The sequence below is a fragment of the Arthrobacter sp. P1_B9 genome (assembly GCF_056406495.1).
In genome coordinates this window covers 456,063-470,631 of the sequence record NZ_JBFUAA010000002.1, presented here as the reverse complement: position 1 = coordinate 470,631, position 14,569 = coordinate 456,063, and the positions used below count along the sequence as shown (strand labels likewise).

Here is a 14,569-nt window from a genome sequence, read left to right as displayed (position 1 = left end):
AGAGCTATGGATAGAGTTGACAGAGACAACTTCCGGCTGCCGGCTGGCCCACCCGCCGGGGAGCGGGCCGCCGGCAGTCGCGGTGTAAGGACATGCAGTAAACGGCACGCAGCAAAGGACACGCACACATATGCACAAGGCACTCCACCAGGCACTCCCGGCCATGGAGCCCACGCATGCCTGAGGACGCGGCGGCGGCCACCACGCTACCGGCCACCGCGGCCCAAACCAGTCCGGACAACCCCTGGCCGCTGCAGTTGCTGTCCCAGAAGCTCAAGATGCATATCGACCGCGCGCCCTCGGCATGGGTTGAGGGGCAGGTAATCGAACTCAACCGGCGTGGCAGCAACGCCTACCTGACCCTGCGGGACATCGACGCCGAAATCTCGCTGCCGGCATCGGTCTGGACCACAGTGCTGGACCGCCAGGCCGCCCCGCTGGAACGCGGTTCCCGGGTTGTAGCCCTGATCAAGGCCGAATTTTGGCTCAAGACGGGCCGGCTGAACATGTCTGTGAAGGACATCCGGCCCGTGGGCCTCGGCGACCTCCTGGCCAGGATCGAGCGGCTGCGCCAGGCCCTCGCCGCCGAAGGACTCTTTGCCGATTCGCGCAAAAAGCGGCTTCCATTGCTCCCGCACCGGATCGGCCTGATCACCGGCCGCGACTCTGACGCCAAGAAGGATGTACTGCGCAATGCCGCCCTGCGCTGGCCGGCCGTCGAATTCGAGATCCGCGAAGTAGCGGTCCAGGGGAACACCGCCGTAGCCCAGATGATCGCGGCTTTGCGGGAACTCGACGCCCACCCCGTGGTCGACGTCATCGTCATCGCCCGCGGCGGGGGCGCCCTCGAGGACCTGTTGCCGTTCAGCAGCGAGGAGCTCATCCGGGCCGTCGCGGACGCGTCCACCCCCGTGGTGAGCGCGATCGGGCACGAAGCGGACCGGCCTATCCTCGATGACGTCGCAGACCTCAGGGCATCAACGCCCACCGACGCCGCGAAGAGGATAGTTCCCGACGTCGCCGAGGAGCTTGTCAGGGTCCGGCAGGCACGGGACCAGCTCCGTCGCGGGGTCACCCGGCTCGTTGAACGCGAGGGCGACCGGCTGGCCTCCCTGCGTTCGCGCCCCGTGCTGCTCTCCCCCGACGTCATGATCAGCCAGCGCCACGAGGACGTCGAACGGCTCAAGGTCCGCTCGCACTCGGCGATCAGCGCCGCCGTCGTGCGGGCAGCGGACCAACTGGTCCACCTCAAGGCGCAGGTGCGCGCACTCTCGCCGCAAAAGACACTGGATCGCGGCTACGCGGTGGTCCAGCTCGCCGGCGACGGAAACGCCCCCGCGGCGCACCGGGACGTTGTGCGCCATCCGTCCCAGGTGCCCGCCGGCACGGACCTCACGGTTCGGGTGGCCGGCGGCCGGTTCACGGCCCAATCCACCGGCGGCCAGGAACCGGCCGAGGAATAACCCCGGCGGACGGACGTGCCCACACGGCCACCCGTCAGCGCCCCGAACAGGCACCACCGTCAGCACCACAGACAGCGTCACCGCGGCACAAACCGCGACAATCAAGGAGCACCCACATGGCAGCAGAACCCAACCCGAACGCCGACATCGAGGCCCTCAGCTACGAGGACGCCCGCGAGCAGCTGGTCGCCGTGGTGGGCAAGCTGGAGGCCGGCGGCGCAAGCCTGGAGGAATCGCTTGCGCTGTGGGAACGCGGCGAAGCGCTGGCCAAGCGCTGCGAACAGTGGCTGGAAGGCGCCCGCAAGCGGCTCGCCGCGGCCCGGGACCAGGCCGCGGACAAGAACTAGGCACCGGCACGCCGCGGCGTGCCGGTTCCCTCCGTATTAGGAGCGCTCGACCAGATCCCGTTCCAGATCGACGTCGAACTCCGGATCCGGCCACTGCAGCTTCAGCCCTTCCAGGGCGTCCAGCATCAGCTGCTGCACCGCGATGCGGGCGTACCACTTCTTGTTGGCCGGCACGACGTACCAGGGCGCGATGTCAGTGGCCGTCTTCTCGAACGCCTCCTGGTACGCATCCATGTAGTCGTTCCAGAAGGCGCGCTCCTTGAGGTCGGTGCTGCTGTACTTCCACACCTTGGTTTCGTCATCCAGCCTGGCGAGCAGCCGGTCCTTCTGCTCGTCCCGGCTGATGTTGAGCATGACCTTGACCACCGTGGTCCCGGCTGCCGCCTGCCTTGCCTCGAATTCGTTGATGGCCTTGTAGCGCCGCTCCAGTTCCTCGGGACTTGCCCAGCGGTGGACCCGGTGAATCAGGACGTCCTCGTAATGCGAGCGGTCAAAGACGCCCACCATGCCGGCCCCCGGCACTGCCTTCTCGATCCGCCAGAGGAAATCGTAGGATTTCTCCTCCGGGGTCGGCGCCTTGAAGGACTTGAGCTGGACACCCTGCGGGTCCATCTGGCCCATGACATGGTTGACGATCCCGCCCTTGCCTGCGGTATCCATCGCCTGCAGGACCAGCAGGATGCGCTTGGTGCCGCCGAACCGGGATTCGGCGAAAAGCTGCTCCTGCAGGGTGGTCAGCTTGCCATCGAGCTCTGCCAGGAGCGCCTCGCCGTCGGATTTCCCGCCCGGGTAGCCCGGGGTGGAATCCGGGTCGCAGTCCTTCAGCTTGAATTTTTTTCCGACCAGCAGCGTCTCGGCGGGGTGCCGCTCGAACATCACAGCATCTGTCATGGAAAGCCTCTTTCCAGTTTCGTGCAGCCGCTTCGCGGGCGAGTCCCCGAGCTCCGCTGCTGACCGAAGCCTAGTTCCCCTTATACCGGCTCAGGAAGTCCGCCATGCGGTTGATTGCTTCCTCGAGGTCCTTGACGTTCGGCAGCGTCACCATCCGGAAGTGGTCCGGCCGGACCCAGTTGAACGCCCTTCCGTGGGACAGCAGGATCTTCTGCTCGCGGAGCAGGTCCAGGACAAATTTCTCGTCGTCGCGGATGTGGTAGACCTCGGGGTCCAGCTTCGGGAACAGATACATGGCCCCGCGCGCCTGCTGCGTGCTGACGCCCGGGATGGCGTTGAGCATGTCATAGGCCTTGTTCCGCTGTTCCAGGAGGCGCCCGCCGGGCAGGATGAGGTCGTTGATGCTCTGGTAGCCGCCGAGGGCGGTCTGGATGGCGTGCTGGGCCGGCACATTGGCGCAGAGGCGCATGTTGGCTAGCAGGTTGATGCCCTCGAGGTAGTCCGCGGCGGCCTTTTTCGGCCCGGAGATGGCCATCCAGCCGGCCCGGAAGCCGCAGACCCGGTAGGCCTTGGAGAGCCCGCTGAAGGTCAGGCACAGGACATCGTCGCCGGTGAGCGAGGCGAGGTTTACGTGTACCGCGTCTTCGTAGAGGATCTTCTCGTAGATCTCGTCGGCGAAGAGCACCAGGCCGTGTTTCTCCGCGAGGGCAACGATCTTCTTCAGCGTCGCCTTCGGGTACACCGCACCTGTCGGGTTGTTCGGGTTGATGACCACGATGCCCTTGGTGCGCGGCGTGATCTTCGCTTCCATGTCCTCGAGGTCGGGCTGCCAGCCGGATTCCTCGTCGCAGAGGTAGTGCACGGGTTTCCCGCCGGCCAGGGCAACCGAGGCCGTCCACAGCGGGTAGTCCGGGGTGGGGATGAGGACCTCATCGCCGTCGTCGAGCAGGGCCATGAGCGACATTGTGATCAGTTCGCTGACGCCGTTGCCGAGGTAGATGTCATCCACGTGGATGTTCTGGATCCCGCGGGTCTGGTAGTACTGCGAGACGGCGGTGCGGGCCGAAAAAATGCCGCGCGAGTCGCTGTAGCCCTGGGCATGCGGCAGGTGGCGGATCATGTCCACCAGGATCGCGTCCGGCGCTTCAAACCCGAACGGGGCCGGGTTTCCGATGTTCAGTTTGAGGATGCGATGACCCTCCGCCTCCATCTGCTGGGCGGCCTGAAGAATCGGTCCACGGATGTCGTAAAGGACATTATGAAGCTTGGTGGACTGCTTGAATTCTGCCATTCATCAAATATGCCATATGGAGGATGTACTTCCGCTGAGACATGACTCACACGCGGGCGCCGCAGTAACAACAACGACGCCGGTGCCCGGGCTGTAAGGCCGGACACCGGCGTCGCAGGGTCGCCAGTGGCCTACTGCTGGGCGAGGCCCTTTTCCTTCAGCCACGCGTCGGCGGCATCTTTCGGGTTCTGCTTCTGGCTGCCGCTCACGGCACGGTTGAGGTTGATGAGGTCTTCCGTGGTGAGGACCTTGGACACTGCGTTGAGCGTTTCCTTTGCCTTGTCCGTCATCTTGGCCGAGTTGTACAGCGGCAGCACCTGCTGGGCGATGAAGTTGTTCTTCGGATCCTCCAGCACCACGAGGTCGTTGTCCGGGATGGACGGGGTGGTGGTGTAGATGTCTGCGACCTGGACCTGGTCCGAGAGCAGCGCCTTGAGCGTGACGGCGCCGCCGCCGTCGCTGAACGGCTCGAGTTTCTTGGGCACGCAGTTGTAGTTCTTCGCCAGGCCCGGCAGGCCGTAGGCGCGCTCGGCGAAGGTCGCCGGGGCGCCGATGACGAGATCGCCGCAGACCTTCGCCATGTCTTCGATGGACTTCAGCTGGTGCTTCTCGGCCGTGGCCTTGGTGACCACCATGGCGTCCTTGTCCTCAGCCTTGGAGGCATCGAGCACGGCCAGGCCCTGCGGGAGCTTGGTCGGGAGTGCCTTCGCGATGTCTTCGGCGGAGACCTCGGTGGCGTCCTTGTTTACATACAGCAGCAGGTTGCCGCTGTAGTCGGGAACAACGTCCACCGAGCCGTCCTGGACTGCTTTGATGTAGACCTCGCGCGAGCCGATGTTCGGCTTGGTGCTGGCGGTGACGCCCGCGGCGTTCAGGGCACCGGCGTAGACCTCGGCCAGGATCTGGCTCTCGGGGAAATCAGCCGACCCGATCACCAGGGCACCGCCGGAACCGGAGGCGGCACCGCTGCTGGCCGGGGCCGAGCTCAGCGGGTTTGATGAGCCTCCGCAGGCGGACAGGGCCATGGCCAGGCCGACGCCGACGGCCAGGCCGCCGAATGCGCGCCGGCCAAGGCCTCGTTGGCGGGATTCCTTCATGACGTACCTCCTTGAACAACAGTCTCCGCGATCACGGGGTCTGTGAGATCAACCGCAGCCTGCTGGCTGCGGTTCGGCTTGGATGAGGCGCCCCGTGACAGGAACAGCCTCTGAATAAGGGCAAGGATAAGGTCGACGCTGATGGCAAGGGCGGCGATCAGCAGCGAGCCTCCCAGCATTTGCGGGAAGTCGGAGAGCACGAGCCCGTCGAACAGGTAACGGCCCAGGCCGCCCAGGTTGATGTAGGCGACCACGGAAACGGTGGCGATCACCTGGAGCACCCCGGTCCGGAACCCGCCGTACATCACCGGCAGCGCGTTCGGGAATTCCGCCCGGAACAGGACCTGCCACTCGGTCATGCCCATGGCGCGGGCGGCATCCACCACGTTGCGGTCGACGCTGGAGATTCCGGCGTAGGTGCCGGCGAGCAGCGGCGGGACGGTCAGGATCACGAGCGCCCAGATCGGCGGCATCAGCCCGATGCCGGCGAGCAGGACGAACAAGGTGAGCAAGCCGAGGGTGGGCAGGGCGCGCAGCGCGCCCGCGACTGACACGATCGCAACCCGCCCGCGGCCGGTATGCCCGACGAACAGGCCGATCGGGACGGCGATGGCGATGGCGATCACCATCACCAGGCCCGTGTAGAACAGGTGTTCGGCCAGGCGCACCGGGATTCCGGCACTGCCGGACCAGTTCTCCGGATCGCTGAGCCAGGCAAAGGTGTCCGTGACGACGTTATTCACGCGTTTCCCCCTCCGGTCTTGGGACGCGAAAACCGCATCGCCGCCGCGGCGGGGCCAGTCCTGTCCGGGCCCGCTCCCGAACCGGTGCTGCCACCCGTGGCCGCCGCGGCCCGGGTCCAGGGCGTCAGCAGCCGTTCAAGCAGCACCAGGACGGCGTCCATCAGCAGAGCCAGGAGAAGGATGGCGATGATGCCCACCACCACTTCGGTGACGAAGTCACGCTGGAGGCCGGAGGTGAAGAGCATTCCGAGGTTGCCGATGCCGAGCAGTGCCGCGACGCTGACCAGCGAGATATTGCTGACCGAGACCACGCGCAGCCCGGCGAACAGCACCGGCAAGGACAGCGGCAGGTCGATCTGCATGAATCGGGCGAAGGGTTTGAACCCCATGGCTACGGCGGCCTGCCGCAGGTCCTCGTCCACCGAGTCGAAGGCATCCAGCGTGGCGCGCACCAGCAGGGCGATGGCGTAGATGGTCAGGGCCACCACCACGTTGACCGGATCCAGGATCCGGGTTCCGAGGATGGTCGGAAGGATGATGAAAAGCGCCAGCGAGGGGATCGTGTACAGCAGTGAGGACCCGGTGAGCACCAAGGACCGGAGCCCGCGGCTCTGCCGGGCGAGCTGGGCCAGCGGAACGGCTATGAGGACCCCGAACACCATCGGCAGGATGGCCAGGATGAGGTGCTGGCCGGCGAGGCTGAAGACTTCGGCCCTGTTGGCCAGAAACCACTCCATCAGAGCCCTCCGTGCCGGACGTTGCGGTCTGACTCGATGACGGCGAGGACTTCGGCGGCTCCGATGACTCCGGCCACCCGGCCGTCGTCGTCCACGGCGACGCCGAGGCCCGAGGGTGAGGACAGGGCCGCGTCCAGTGCCCGGCGGAGCGTGTCCCCCTTCCGGAACAGGGAGCCTCCGGGAACCATCGCCGGGGCGGTTCCGGTGGCGCGGCGGGGCCCGGCCCAGCCCAGGGGCCGGAGAGCGTCGTCGACCACCAGCTGCCATTCATCGGAGCTGCCCTCAGCCCTGAGCTGATCGGGCGTCAGAGTGGGGACGGGGTGGATGGTGACACCGTCCGAGGGGCTGAACGCAAGGTGCCGGAACCCGCGGTCACGGCCCACGAAGGAGGCCACGAACTCGTTCGCCGGTGCCCGCAGGATCTCCGCCGGGGCGGCGTACTGCGCCAGCTTGCCGCCGACGGCGAACACGGCCACTTTGTCGCCCAGGACGGTGGCCTCGTCGATGTCGTGGGTGACGAAGACGATCGTCTTGGCCAGGTCGTGCTGGAGCCGGAGGAGCTCCTTCTGGAGTTCGTCGCGGACCACCGGGTCCACGGCGCTGAAGGGCTCGTCCATGAGCAGCACCGGAGGATCGGCCGCGAGTGCCCGGGCCACGCCTACGCGCTGCTGCTGTCCGCCCGAGAGCTGGGACGGGTACCGCTTGCCGAGCGAGGAGGCCAGCCCGACGACGTCGAGCAGTTCCTGGGCGCGCTTGCGGGCGTCGGCTTTGGACACGCCGTTGAGCCGGGGAACGGTGGCGATGTTGTCCAGCACGGAGCGGTGCGGCATCAACCCGGAGGACTGCATGACGTAGCCCATGGACCGCCGCAGCTGCGCGGCAGGGACTGAAGTGACATCGGCCCCGTCCACGGTGATGACGCCGGACGTGGGCTCCACCATGCGGTTGATCATCCGCAGGGACGTGGTCTTACCGCAGCCGGAGGGTCCGACGAAGACAGTGATGGCGCCCTTATCGATGGACATGGTCAGCCCGTCAACGGCGGCCTGACCGCCCTGGTACTGCTTGGTGACGTTCTGGAACTCGATCATGGCTTCGGCCATTTCCGGGCTTACCTAACTGTTGGCGGCGACATTGGTCGGGCCAGCGCACGGTTCGTCAGTGTGCTGGCCATAAAGCAGTTAGCTCATAGACTAACCAGCACCCCGGACTATGTCAGCGGCGCGGGGCTCCCGTAAGGCTTCGGAAGCACAACGATTTTGGATGGGTGGCGCGCCGGAAATCCTTCCGGCGCGCCACCGCGGCCCTTGTCTCACCCGGCGGTGTGCTTCAGCGGGGCCGCCGCGCACCCTTCGCGCCACTGGTGTTTCTGCTATTTCCGCCCTGGCGGCTCTTTCCGCCGCCGTGCGCGTTCTCGTGGTTGTCCCGTTCGGCTGACCGCTGGCTCTTGCCCGCTACGACGATCTTCTGGTGCCATTCGCGCTGGTAGGCGCGCCGCGCGGCCGCGTCGTGGCGGCGCGCCAGGGCGGCGAGTTCGCGTTGCAGCTTCAGGTAGCTGGCCCACCGGCGGTCCTCCAGTACGCCGTCGGCGAGCGCGGCCTGCACGGCACAGCCGGGCTCCCGGCCGTGCGCGCAGTCCGAGAAGCGGCAGTGCTCGAAGAGCTCTTCGAGGTCGCCGAACATCTCCTCCATTCCTCCCTCGGCGTCGAAGACCCCGAAGCCGCGCACCCCCGGCGTGTCCATCAGGACGGCGCCGCCGGGCAGGGGAACGAGCGCGCGGGACGTGGTGGTGTGCCTGCCCTTGCCGTCGCCCGCCCGCACTGCCCCCGTCTCTTGGGCCGGGACGCCGGCGAGGGCATTGATGAGCGTGGATTTTCCGGCGCCAGAGGGCCCCAGCAGCACCAGCGTGCCGCCGGGCAGCAGATGGCCCAGCACTTCGTCGAGGCCATCGCCGTTCTCGGCAGAGGTGGTGACGACGTCGACGCCGGCTGCCTGGCGCACGACCGTCGCCACGACGTCGTCCGCGAGGTCCACAATGTCCGCCTTCGTGATGATCACGAGCGGCGTGGCACCGGAGTCCCACGCCGCAACCAGGGTCCGTTCGAGCCGGTTGTGCGTGAGCGGACGATCCACCGGAACGACGATCCCGACGACGTCCATGTTGGCGCCAAGGACCTGCGCCTCGGACGAGGCCTCGAAGGCACGCTTGCGGCTCAGCTCCGAGTGGCGGGGCAGGATGCCCACGATGGCGGGCTCCCCCGCCGCGTTCGGACCCAGCCAGACCCAGTCCCCGGTGGCGGGAAGCTCCCCGCCGCGCGGGTAGGGCAGGTGGGCGGTTCCGCCGCCCTCGGCCACCAGGACGAGGTTGCGGTCCACCCGGATGACGCGGCCAGGGCGGTCGCCGCCCGGCACCGGCTGGGCCGCGAACCGCTCGGCGACGCCGGCCGTGTAGCCGTAGAGGACAGGACCTTCGGGGCCAGCCTCATCGGAGGGCACGGCCGTATGAAGCACAGATAAATGAGGTTCGGATGAATTGGTAATGAGGGCGCTGCCGGCGCCCCGGGATGCAGGATGAATGGTCAACGAAAACCCTTTGGTGGGGCCCCGTGGTGCGCCGCATTGCGGGCGGCGGCGGTTTGGATGCCGCGCGCGGAGACTAGCGCTCGATGGCTAGGCTGCGCCGTGGGACGGGGCAGGAGTAATGACATGGCTTGTATCGGTGCGCTGCGCGCTCAGAAATATCGCATTCATTGCTTCCACCTCCCCGTCAATTGCCGGCCTGCTGCGGCCGGCGGTTTCTACAGGATAGCCATGGTGCCCGTGCCTGGCCAGCGGTTTAGCCGGAAAGTTTTCCGTTCAGCGGCCGCTCACGGTACAGACGCAGCCCGGCATCCACGAGCGAGACCCGGTTTAGCTGCGCCACCTCATCCAGTGGAATCCAGGCCGCGTGGGTGGTGCTGCCGTTCACTTCGTGACGCAGTTCCCCGCCCGTGATCGTCGCCTCGTAGACCAGCCGGAGCGACTGGAAGTCCCGTACGCCGCCGTCGAGCCGGACTTCGGACGGCCAGTGCCCGACGTCGATCCCCAGCATGGCGCCGACCTCGGCGTCGTAACCGGTTTCCTCGTGAATCTCGCGTCGGCACCCGTCCACCGGGTGTTCAGCCAGGTCCAGGCCGCCGCCGGGCAGCGTCCAGCCCTCGCGGCCGTCCTGCTTCCAGTACGCCAGGAGGATCCCGGCATCGCGGATGATGACGGCGTAGGCGGCGGGCCGGGTGTCGAATTGCATGCTCATCCCCCCAGCGTAGTGGCCGGAGGATTGCCTCCGCCTACTCCTGTTCCGCCACCAGCTGCAGCACCCCGAACACCGGCTCCTGCGCCAGGACCCGGACATCGGTGATCCCCGCGGCGGCCAGTGCCGTGCGGAACGACTCCTGGAGCCCCGTCACGTTCATGCCGAGTCCGCCGCCCAGGATGACGGGGCCCTCGATGCCGAGCTGCCGGACGGTCTGCGCGGCGAGGTCGGCGAGGTCGCGCCCGGCCTGCTCCATGAGGGCCCGGCTCGGCGCATGCCCGGCGTCTGCAGCCTCCACCACGAGACGGGCCTGCTGGGCCCAGAACCGGCGCCCGGTCTCGGGCGAGTGGAACATGGCGATCAGCTTGTTCGGGTCATCCACCCCGCAGGATGCCAGCAGGGCAGTGGAGAGTTCGTCGGGTTCCAGCCCCTGGTTCATCCGGCGCAGGCTGTGGCGGACTGCCTCCCGGCCCAGCCAGTAGCCGCTGCCCTCGTCGCCGAGCAGGTAGCCCCAGCCCCCGGCCCGTGCTTCCTCGCCGCGGCCGTTCTTGCCCCACGCGGCCGATCCGGTGCCGGCGATGACCGCGACGCCGGTGCTGGCACCGCCTGCGGCAAGCAGCAGCCGGGAGTCGTGGACCACCGTGATCCGGGCACCGGGCACGTGCGGGGCAATCAGTGCCGCGAGCGCCGCGGCGTCGTCATCGGTGTCGATGCCGCCGGCTCCGGCGTAGACCTGGGCGACGTCTCCCCCGCCGATCCTGGCGAAGAGTTCCGCGAGGTTGAAGGCGGCTTCCTCGGGGCTGACGTTCTGGACATTGGAGCTGCCCACCGATTCATCGGCAACGGGCGCGCCGTCCTCGAACCTGACGCCCCGGGTTTTGGTGCCGCCGATGTCCAGTCCGATCACGGCACCTGTCCTCGCCGTGGCAGATGGCGTGGTGGAAGATGGAACGGAGTCCGCCGCCGGCGGCATATCAGTGTTAGTCACTGGAACAGGTTACTGAATCGCTGCAAGGAGCCCGCAATGCCCCACGATCTTTTCGGCACACCCGTCATCGCGGCGCCCATGGCCGGCGGCACCTCCACACCGGCCTTCGTCGAAGCCGTACACCGGGCTGGCGGGCTGGGCTTCCTCGCGGCCGGCTACAAGAGCGTGGCGGCCATGCAGGCGGAAATCCGCACCATCCGGGAGTCCGGCGCCCGGTTCGGCATGAATGTGTTTGTCCCGGATCCGGCCCAGCTGCCACCCTCCGCGGCGGTGCTGGCGGAACTCGAGGATTACCGGCAGCAGCTGCGCCCCGACGCCCGGCGCTACGGCGTCCAGCTTCCGCAGTTGCGGCTCGACGACGACGACGAATGGCAGGGAAAGATCGATGCCCTGCTCTCAGAGCCCGTGGAGCTGGTCAGTTTCGCGTTCGGGCTGCCCGGCCCGGACGTCGTTCGGGCCCTGCAGCGGGCGGGGTCGGCGGTGCTGGCCACTGTCACCACCGCGGCCGAGGCCGTGCAGGCGGCAGGGCAAGGCGTGGACGCCCTCGTCGTGCAGCACACGAGCGCCGGCGGACACAGCGCAGCGTTCCTTCCGGCCCCGGAGCCGCAACCGGCTTACACAGCGGAGCCGGGCGGCACAACTGCGCAGCCGGGCGGCACGACGGCGGAGCTGCTCGCCGAGGTGCGGTCCGTCGTCGACCTTCCGCTGGTGGCTGCGGGCGGCATCATGGATGCGGCCGGGCTGGACGCCGTGCTGCGTGCCGGGGCCGTCGCAGCCCAGCTCGGCACCGCGTTTCTCCGCACTGACCAAAGCGGCGCCAAGCAGCTGCACAAAGATGCCCTGGCCGATCCGCACTTCACCCGAACCCGGCTGACACGCGCATTCACCGGCCGGCAGGCCCGGGCCCTGGAGAACGAATTCGTCCGCGACCACCCCGAGGCGCCGGAGGCCTACCCTGCCGTCCACCACCTCACGGCGCCCCTGCGGGCCGCGGCCACCGCAGCCGGCGACGCGGAACGCCTGAACCTGTGGGCGGGCACGGGCTGGCAGAAGGCACAAGCCGGACCGGTGGCCGGCGTCGTGCAAGGGCTGCTCCCCGGCCGCTGACCGCAGCAGCAGCCCCCGCCGACCCCGTCCGACCCCCACCATCGGAATCCGGCCGGACCTGGCCGAACGCCGAAGTCGCCGGAAGCATGCCAAACCGCCGTCACTTTACGGCGACCTCGGGGCCAACCGGCGACCGGAGCGCACCGGCCCGGCACACCCGTCTGCCCGGCTCAGCCTGCCGAGCGTTCGCGCACGAAGCCTGCCAGGAGCGCCGGACCGTCGCGGAGCACGAATTCGCGGAACAAGCGCACGGGATCGGACTCGCCATCGGCCACGGCATTCCGCGAAACCGGCTCCCGCCAAGCGAGGCCGATCTCGCGGAACGCCAGGACTGAATCCAGGGGAATCTCAACCCAGCCCGGTCCGCCGTCGTCGGCTTCGGTGCCCCGCGACGGGTGGTGGCTGTTTTGTGCGGCTCTGCCGGGTGCGGAGCCGCCGGGCGGCAGAATGCTGACGCCGAGCCCGGCCGAGACGAGGCCGCGGACGGTGTGCGAGTCCTGGCTCTCGAAGGCAATGCGCGGGCGGAACCCCGCCTCCCGGAACAACGCGTCGGTCAGCGAGCGCATGCCGTAGCCGGACCCCATCGCTACGAAGGGCTCCTGCCGGATCTCGGCAACCTTGGCCCGACGGCGGCCGGCCAGGGCATGCCGGTGGTGGACCACCAGGCGCAACGGTTCGCGGTACAGCGCGGCCGAACCGATTCGCTTGCTGGGTGTGGCAACGGGTGCCGTGAGCGCCACGTCGGCGGAGCCCGCGGCCAGTTCCGCGAGGCAGCCGTCCCGTGCACCCTGGCTGAGGTCAAAGGCAGTCTGCGGGTGCCTGCTCCGGAACGCACTGATGAGCAGCGGCAGCATTGCCTCGCCGAAGGTGTGCTGGAACGACACGGCGATCCGGCCGCGGACCACCTCCGATTCGTGCCTGACGCTGTCCAGCCCCGTCTGGAATTCGGCCAGGGCAGCCTCGATGTGGGGCATGAGCGCCTTCGCCGCGGGCGTCAAACGCACGCCCCGGCCGTCCCGGATCAGCAGCTCCGTCCCCACGATGGCGCTGGCCCGCGCAATGGCACGGCTCACGGTCGACTGCGGCAGGCCCAGGAGCTCGGCCGTCTCGGTAATGTGCTCCGTCCGCCCCAGTTCCGCCAGCATCGGCAGCAGGGGCAGCAGCTGCACGAGCTGCCTGTGTTCGACGTCCATGTTCCCCTCCAGCACACTGATCCATATTTGCTATCTATTCTATGGAAATCATGCATTGGAAGCATCCCTCGGGCAGGCTTTAGCCTGAAGGCATGCCACGCATTTCCGCACCCACCGGCACCGGCCCACGCCCCGCGGCCAAGGACGCAGCCAATCTCGCAGCTGATTCTGCAGCCAACGCTGCCGCATGGGCTGGCCATCCGAAGGGCTCCACGGCCTACCGCCGGATCCTCGCCGGGCTTGCCTTTGCCGGCGTCGCAACCTTCGCCCAGCTCTACTCCACCCAGGCGGTGCTCCCGCTCCTGGCGGCGGATCTTCGCGTCTCGGCCGCCGAGGCCGCGCTGACCATCTCCCTGGCAACGGTAGGGCTGGCCCTGACGGTGCTCCCCTGGTCCTTCCTGGCCGACCGGATCGGCCGGGTCCGGGCAATGATGTGGGGCATCTCAGCGGCCACCGTCCTGGGCCTGCTGGTCCCCCTGGCCCCCAGCTTCCCCGTGCTGCTGTGCCTGCGGATGCTGGAGGGAATGGCCCTCGGCGGCATCCCGGCGATCGCGATCGCGTATCTCAACGAGGAGGTCAACAAGGCCCACGCCGCCGTCGCCGCCGGGAGCTATGTCGCCGGGACCACCCTGGGCGGCCTGGCCGGCCGGCTGGTCGCCGGACCCGCGGGTGAACTGTGGGGCTGGCGGGCCGCGGCCCTGGCGGTCTCCGTTCTGGCTAGCGGAGCGGCAGTCCTGTTCCTTGTTCTGGTGCCCCGGGCCAAGGGCTTCACCGCCGCGGCCGCGGGCGGCTTCCGCGGGGCCTTTCGCACGCTGGCCGGCCATGGCCGCAATCCCCGGCTCTTGGCCCTGTACGTCCAGGCATTCCTGCTCATGGGCGGTTTCGTGGCCGTCTACAACTACCTCGGATTCCGGCTGTCAGGGGAGCCGTTCAGCCTGCCCGCCACCGCGATCAGCCTGATCTTCCTGGCCTACCTCTCCGGAACCGTCTCGGCGCGCTGGGCAGCGGGCCTGACGTCGCGGTTCGGCCGGCGCACCGTCCTGATCGCCGGCACCGCACTGATGGCAGGCGGCCTGGCCCTGACGCTCACGGAACAGCTGGCCGCGATCCTGGCGGGATTGCTGCTGTTCACGGGCGGCTTCTTCGCGGCACACAGCATCGGATCCGGCTGGACCGGGCTGATCGCCACGACGGGCCGGGCGCAGGCCGCCTCGCTGTACAACCTTGCCTACTACCTCGGCTCCAGCGTGCTTGGCTGGGCCGGCGGCCTGGTCTTCCAGCGGTTCGGCTGGACGGCCCTTGCGCTGACGGTCATCGGACTGGCCGGCGCGACGGCGGCAATCACCGCCGTCGCGCATCCCGCGCCGGTGCCCGCAACCGGCACCGCGGCCGCCGGCAGGGTCACGGCATCGGGCTAGGC

14 protein-coding genes are annotated in these 14,569 nt (G+C 68.3%); 4 read left to right on the top strand and 10 right to left on the bottom strand.

Going from position 1 to position 14,569, the window contains the following annotated elements:
* Positions 1-176 precede the first annotated feature (176 nt).
* Both xseA and AC1D1A_RS04740 read left to right on the top strand, forming a co-directional pair.
* Complete coding sequence (gene xseA / locus AC1D1A_RS04745) at positions 177-1,463, top strand: exodeoxyribonuclease VII large subunit (RefSeq protein ID WP_230009060.1); 1,287 nt, start codon at positions 177-179, stop codon at positions 1,461-1,463.
* Positions 1,464-1,579: 116 nt separating this feature from the next.
* Positions 1,580-1,810 carry an exodeoxyribonuclease VII small subunit gene (locus tag AC1D1A_RS04740; protein ID WP_018773784.1) on the top strand — a complete coding sequence of 77 codons (231 nt, stop codon included), beginning with the start codon at positions 1,580-1,582 and terminating at the stop codon, positions 1,808-1,810.
* Positions 1,811-1,846: 36 nt separating this feature from the next.
* Here the strand turns inward: AC1D1A_RS04740 and AC1D1A_RS04735 are convergent, their stop codons facing one another.
* The 9 genes from AC1D1A_RS04735 to AC1D1A_RS04695 form a co-directional block, all read right to left on the bottom strand.
* Positions 1,847-2,701 (bottom strand): polyphosphate kinase 2 family protein, encoded by an 855-nt coding sequence (locus AC1D1A_RS04735; protein WP_476850328.1) that lies wholly within the window; start codon positions 2,699-2,701, stop codon positions 1,847-1,849.
* 70 nt (positions 2,702-2,771) lie between these two features.
* Complete coding sequence (locus AC1D1A_RS04730; RefSeq protein WP_079550274.1) at positions 2,772-3,992, bottom strand: pyridoxal phosphate-dependent aminotransferase; 1,221 nt, start codon at positions 3,990-3,992, stop codon at positions 2,772-2,774.
* Between the two features lie 131 nt (positions 3,993-4,123).
* Complete coding sequence (locus AC1D1A_RS04725) at positions 4,124-5,089, bottom strand: ABC transporter substrate-binding protein (protein WP_223913874.1); 966 nt, start codon at positions 5,087-5,089, stop codon at positions 4,124-4,126.
* Positions 5,086-5,832, bottom strand: coding sequence for an ABC transporter permease (locus tag AC1D1A_RS04720; RefSeq protein WP_223913873.1), 747 nt, complete (start codon positions 5,830-5,832; stop codon positions 5,086-5,088). Before AC1D1A_RS04720 ends, AC1D1A_RS04725 begins: the two co-directional genes overlap by 4 nt.
* Positions 5,829-6,569: an ABC transporter permease gene (locus tag AC1D1A_RS04715; protein WP_476947237.1), complete on the bottom strand. Its 741-nt coding sequence runs from the start codon at positions 6,567-6,569 to the stop codon at positions 5,829-5,831. The genes AC1D1A_RS04720 and AC1D1A_RS04715 overlap by 4 nt, the downstream gene beginning before the upstream one ends.
* Positions 6,569-7,672 carry an ABC transporter ATP-binding protein gene (locus AC1D1A_RS04710; protein ID WP_476947236.1) on the bottom strand — a complete coding sequence of 368 codons (1,104 nt, stop codon included), beginning with the start codon at positions 7,670-7,672 and terminating at the stop codon, positions 6,569-6,571. The genes AC1D1A_RS04715 and AC1D1A_RS04710 overlap by 1 nt, the downstream gene beginning before the upstream one ends.
* A 226-nt stretch (positions 7,673-7,898) precedes the next feature.
* The gene (gene rsgA / locus AC1D1A_RS04705; RefSeq protein WP_476947235.1) at positions 7,899-9,065 is read right to left on the bottom strand and encodes a ribosome small subunit-dependent GTPase A; all 1,167 of its coding nucleotides are present in this window, start codon (positions 9,063-9,065) and stop codon (positions 7,899-7,901) included.
* A 340-nt stretch (positions 9,066-9,405) separates the two neighbouring features.
* Positions 9,406-9,861 (bottom strand): NUDIX hydrolase, encoded by a 456-nt coding sequence (locus AC1D1A_RS04700; protein WP_028275721.1) that lies wholly within the window; start codon positions 9,859-9,861, stop codon positions 9,406-9,408.
* Between the two features lie 34 nt (positions 9,862-9,895).
* Entirely contained in the window at positions 9,896-10,834 is a 939-nt protein-coding gene (locus AC1D1A_RS04695) for an N-acetylglucosamine kinase (protein ID WP_476947263.1), read from the bottom strand.
* Positions 10,835-10,885: 51 nt separating this feature from the next.
* On the opposite strand from AC1D1A_RS04695, the gene AC1D1A_RS04690 reads away from it, so the two are divergent.
* Entirely contained in the window at positions 10,886-11,956 is a 1,071-nt protein-coding gene (locus AC1D1A_RS04690) for a nitronate monooxygenase (protein ID WP_476947234.1), read from the top strand.
* 170 nt (positions 11,957-12,126) lie between these two features.
* Here the strand turns inward: AC1D1A_RS04690 and AC1D1A_RS04685 are convergent, their stop codons facing one another.
* Positions 12,127-13,149 carry a LysR family transcriptional regulator gene (locus tag AC1D1A_RS04685; protein ID WP_476870508.1) on the bottom strand — a complete coding sequence of 341 codons (1,023 nt, stop codon included), beginning with the start codon at positions 13,147-13,149 and terminating at the stop codon, positions 12,127-12,129.
* A gap of 92 nt (positions 13,150-13,241) precedes the next feature.
* On the opposite strand from AC1D1A_RS04685, the gene AC1D1A_RS04680 reads away from it, so the two are divergent.
* On the top strand, positions 13,242-14,567 hold the full coding sequence (locus tag AC1D1A_RS04680; protein ID WP_476947233.1) for an MFS transporter: 1,326 nt from the start codon (positions 13,242-13,244) through the stop codon (positions 14,565-14,567).
* Positions 14,568-14,569 lie beyond the last annotated feature (2 nt).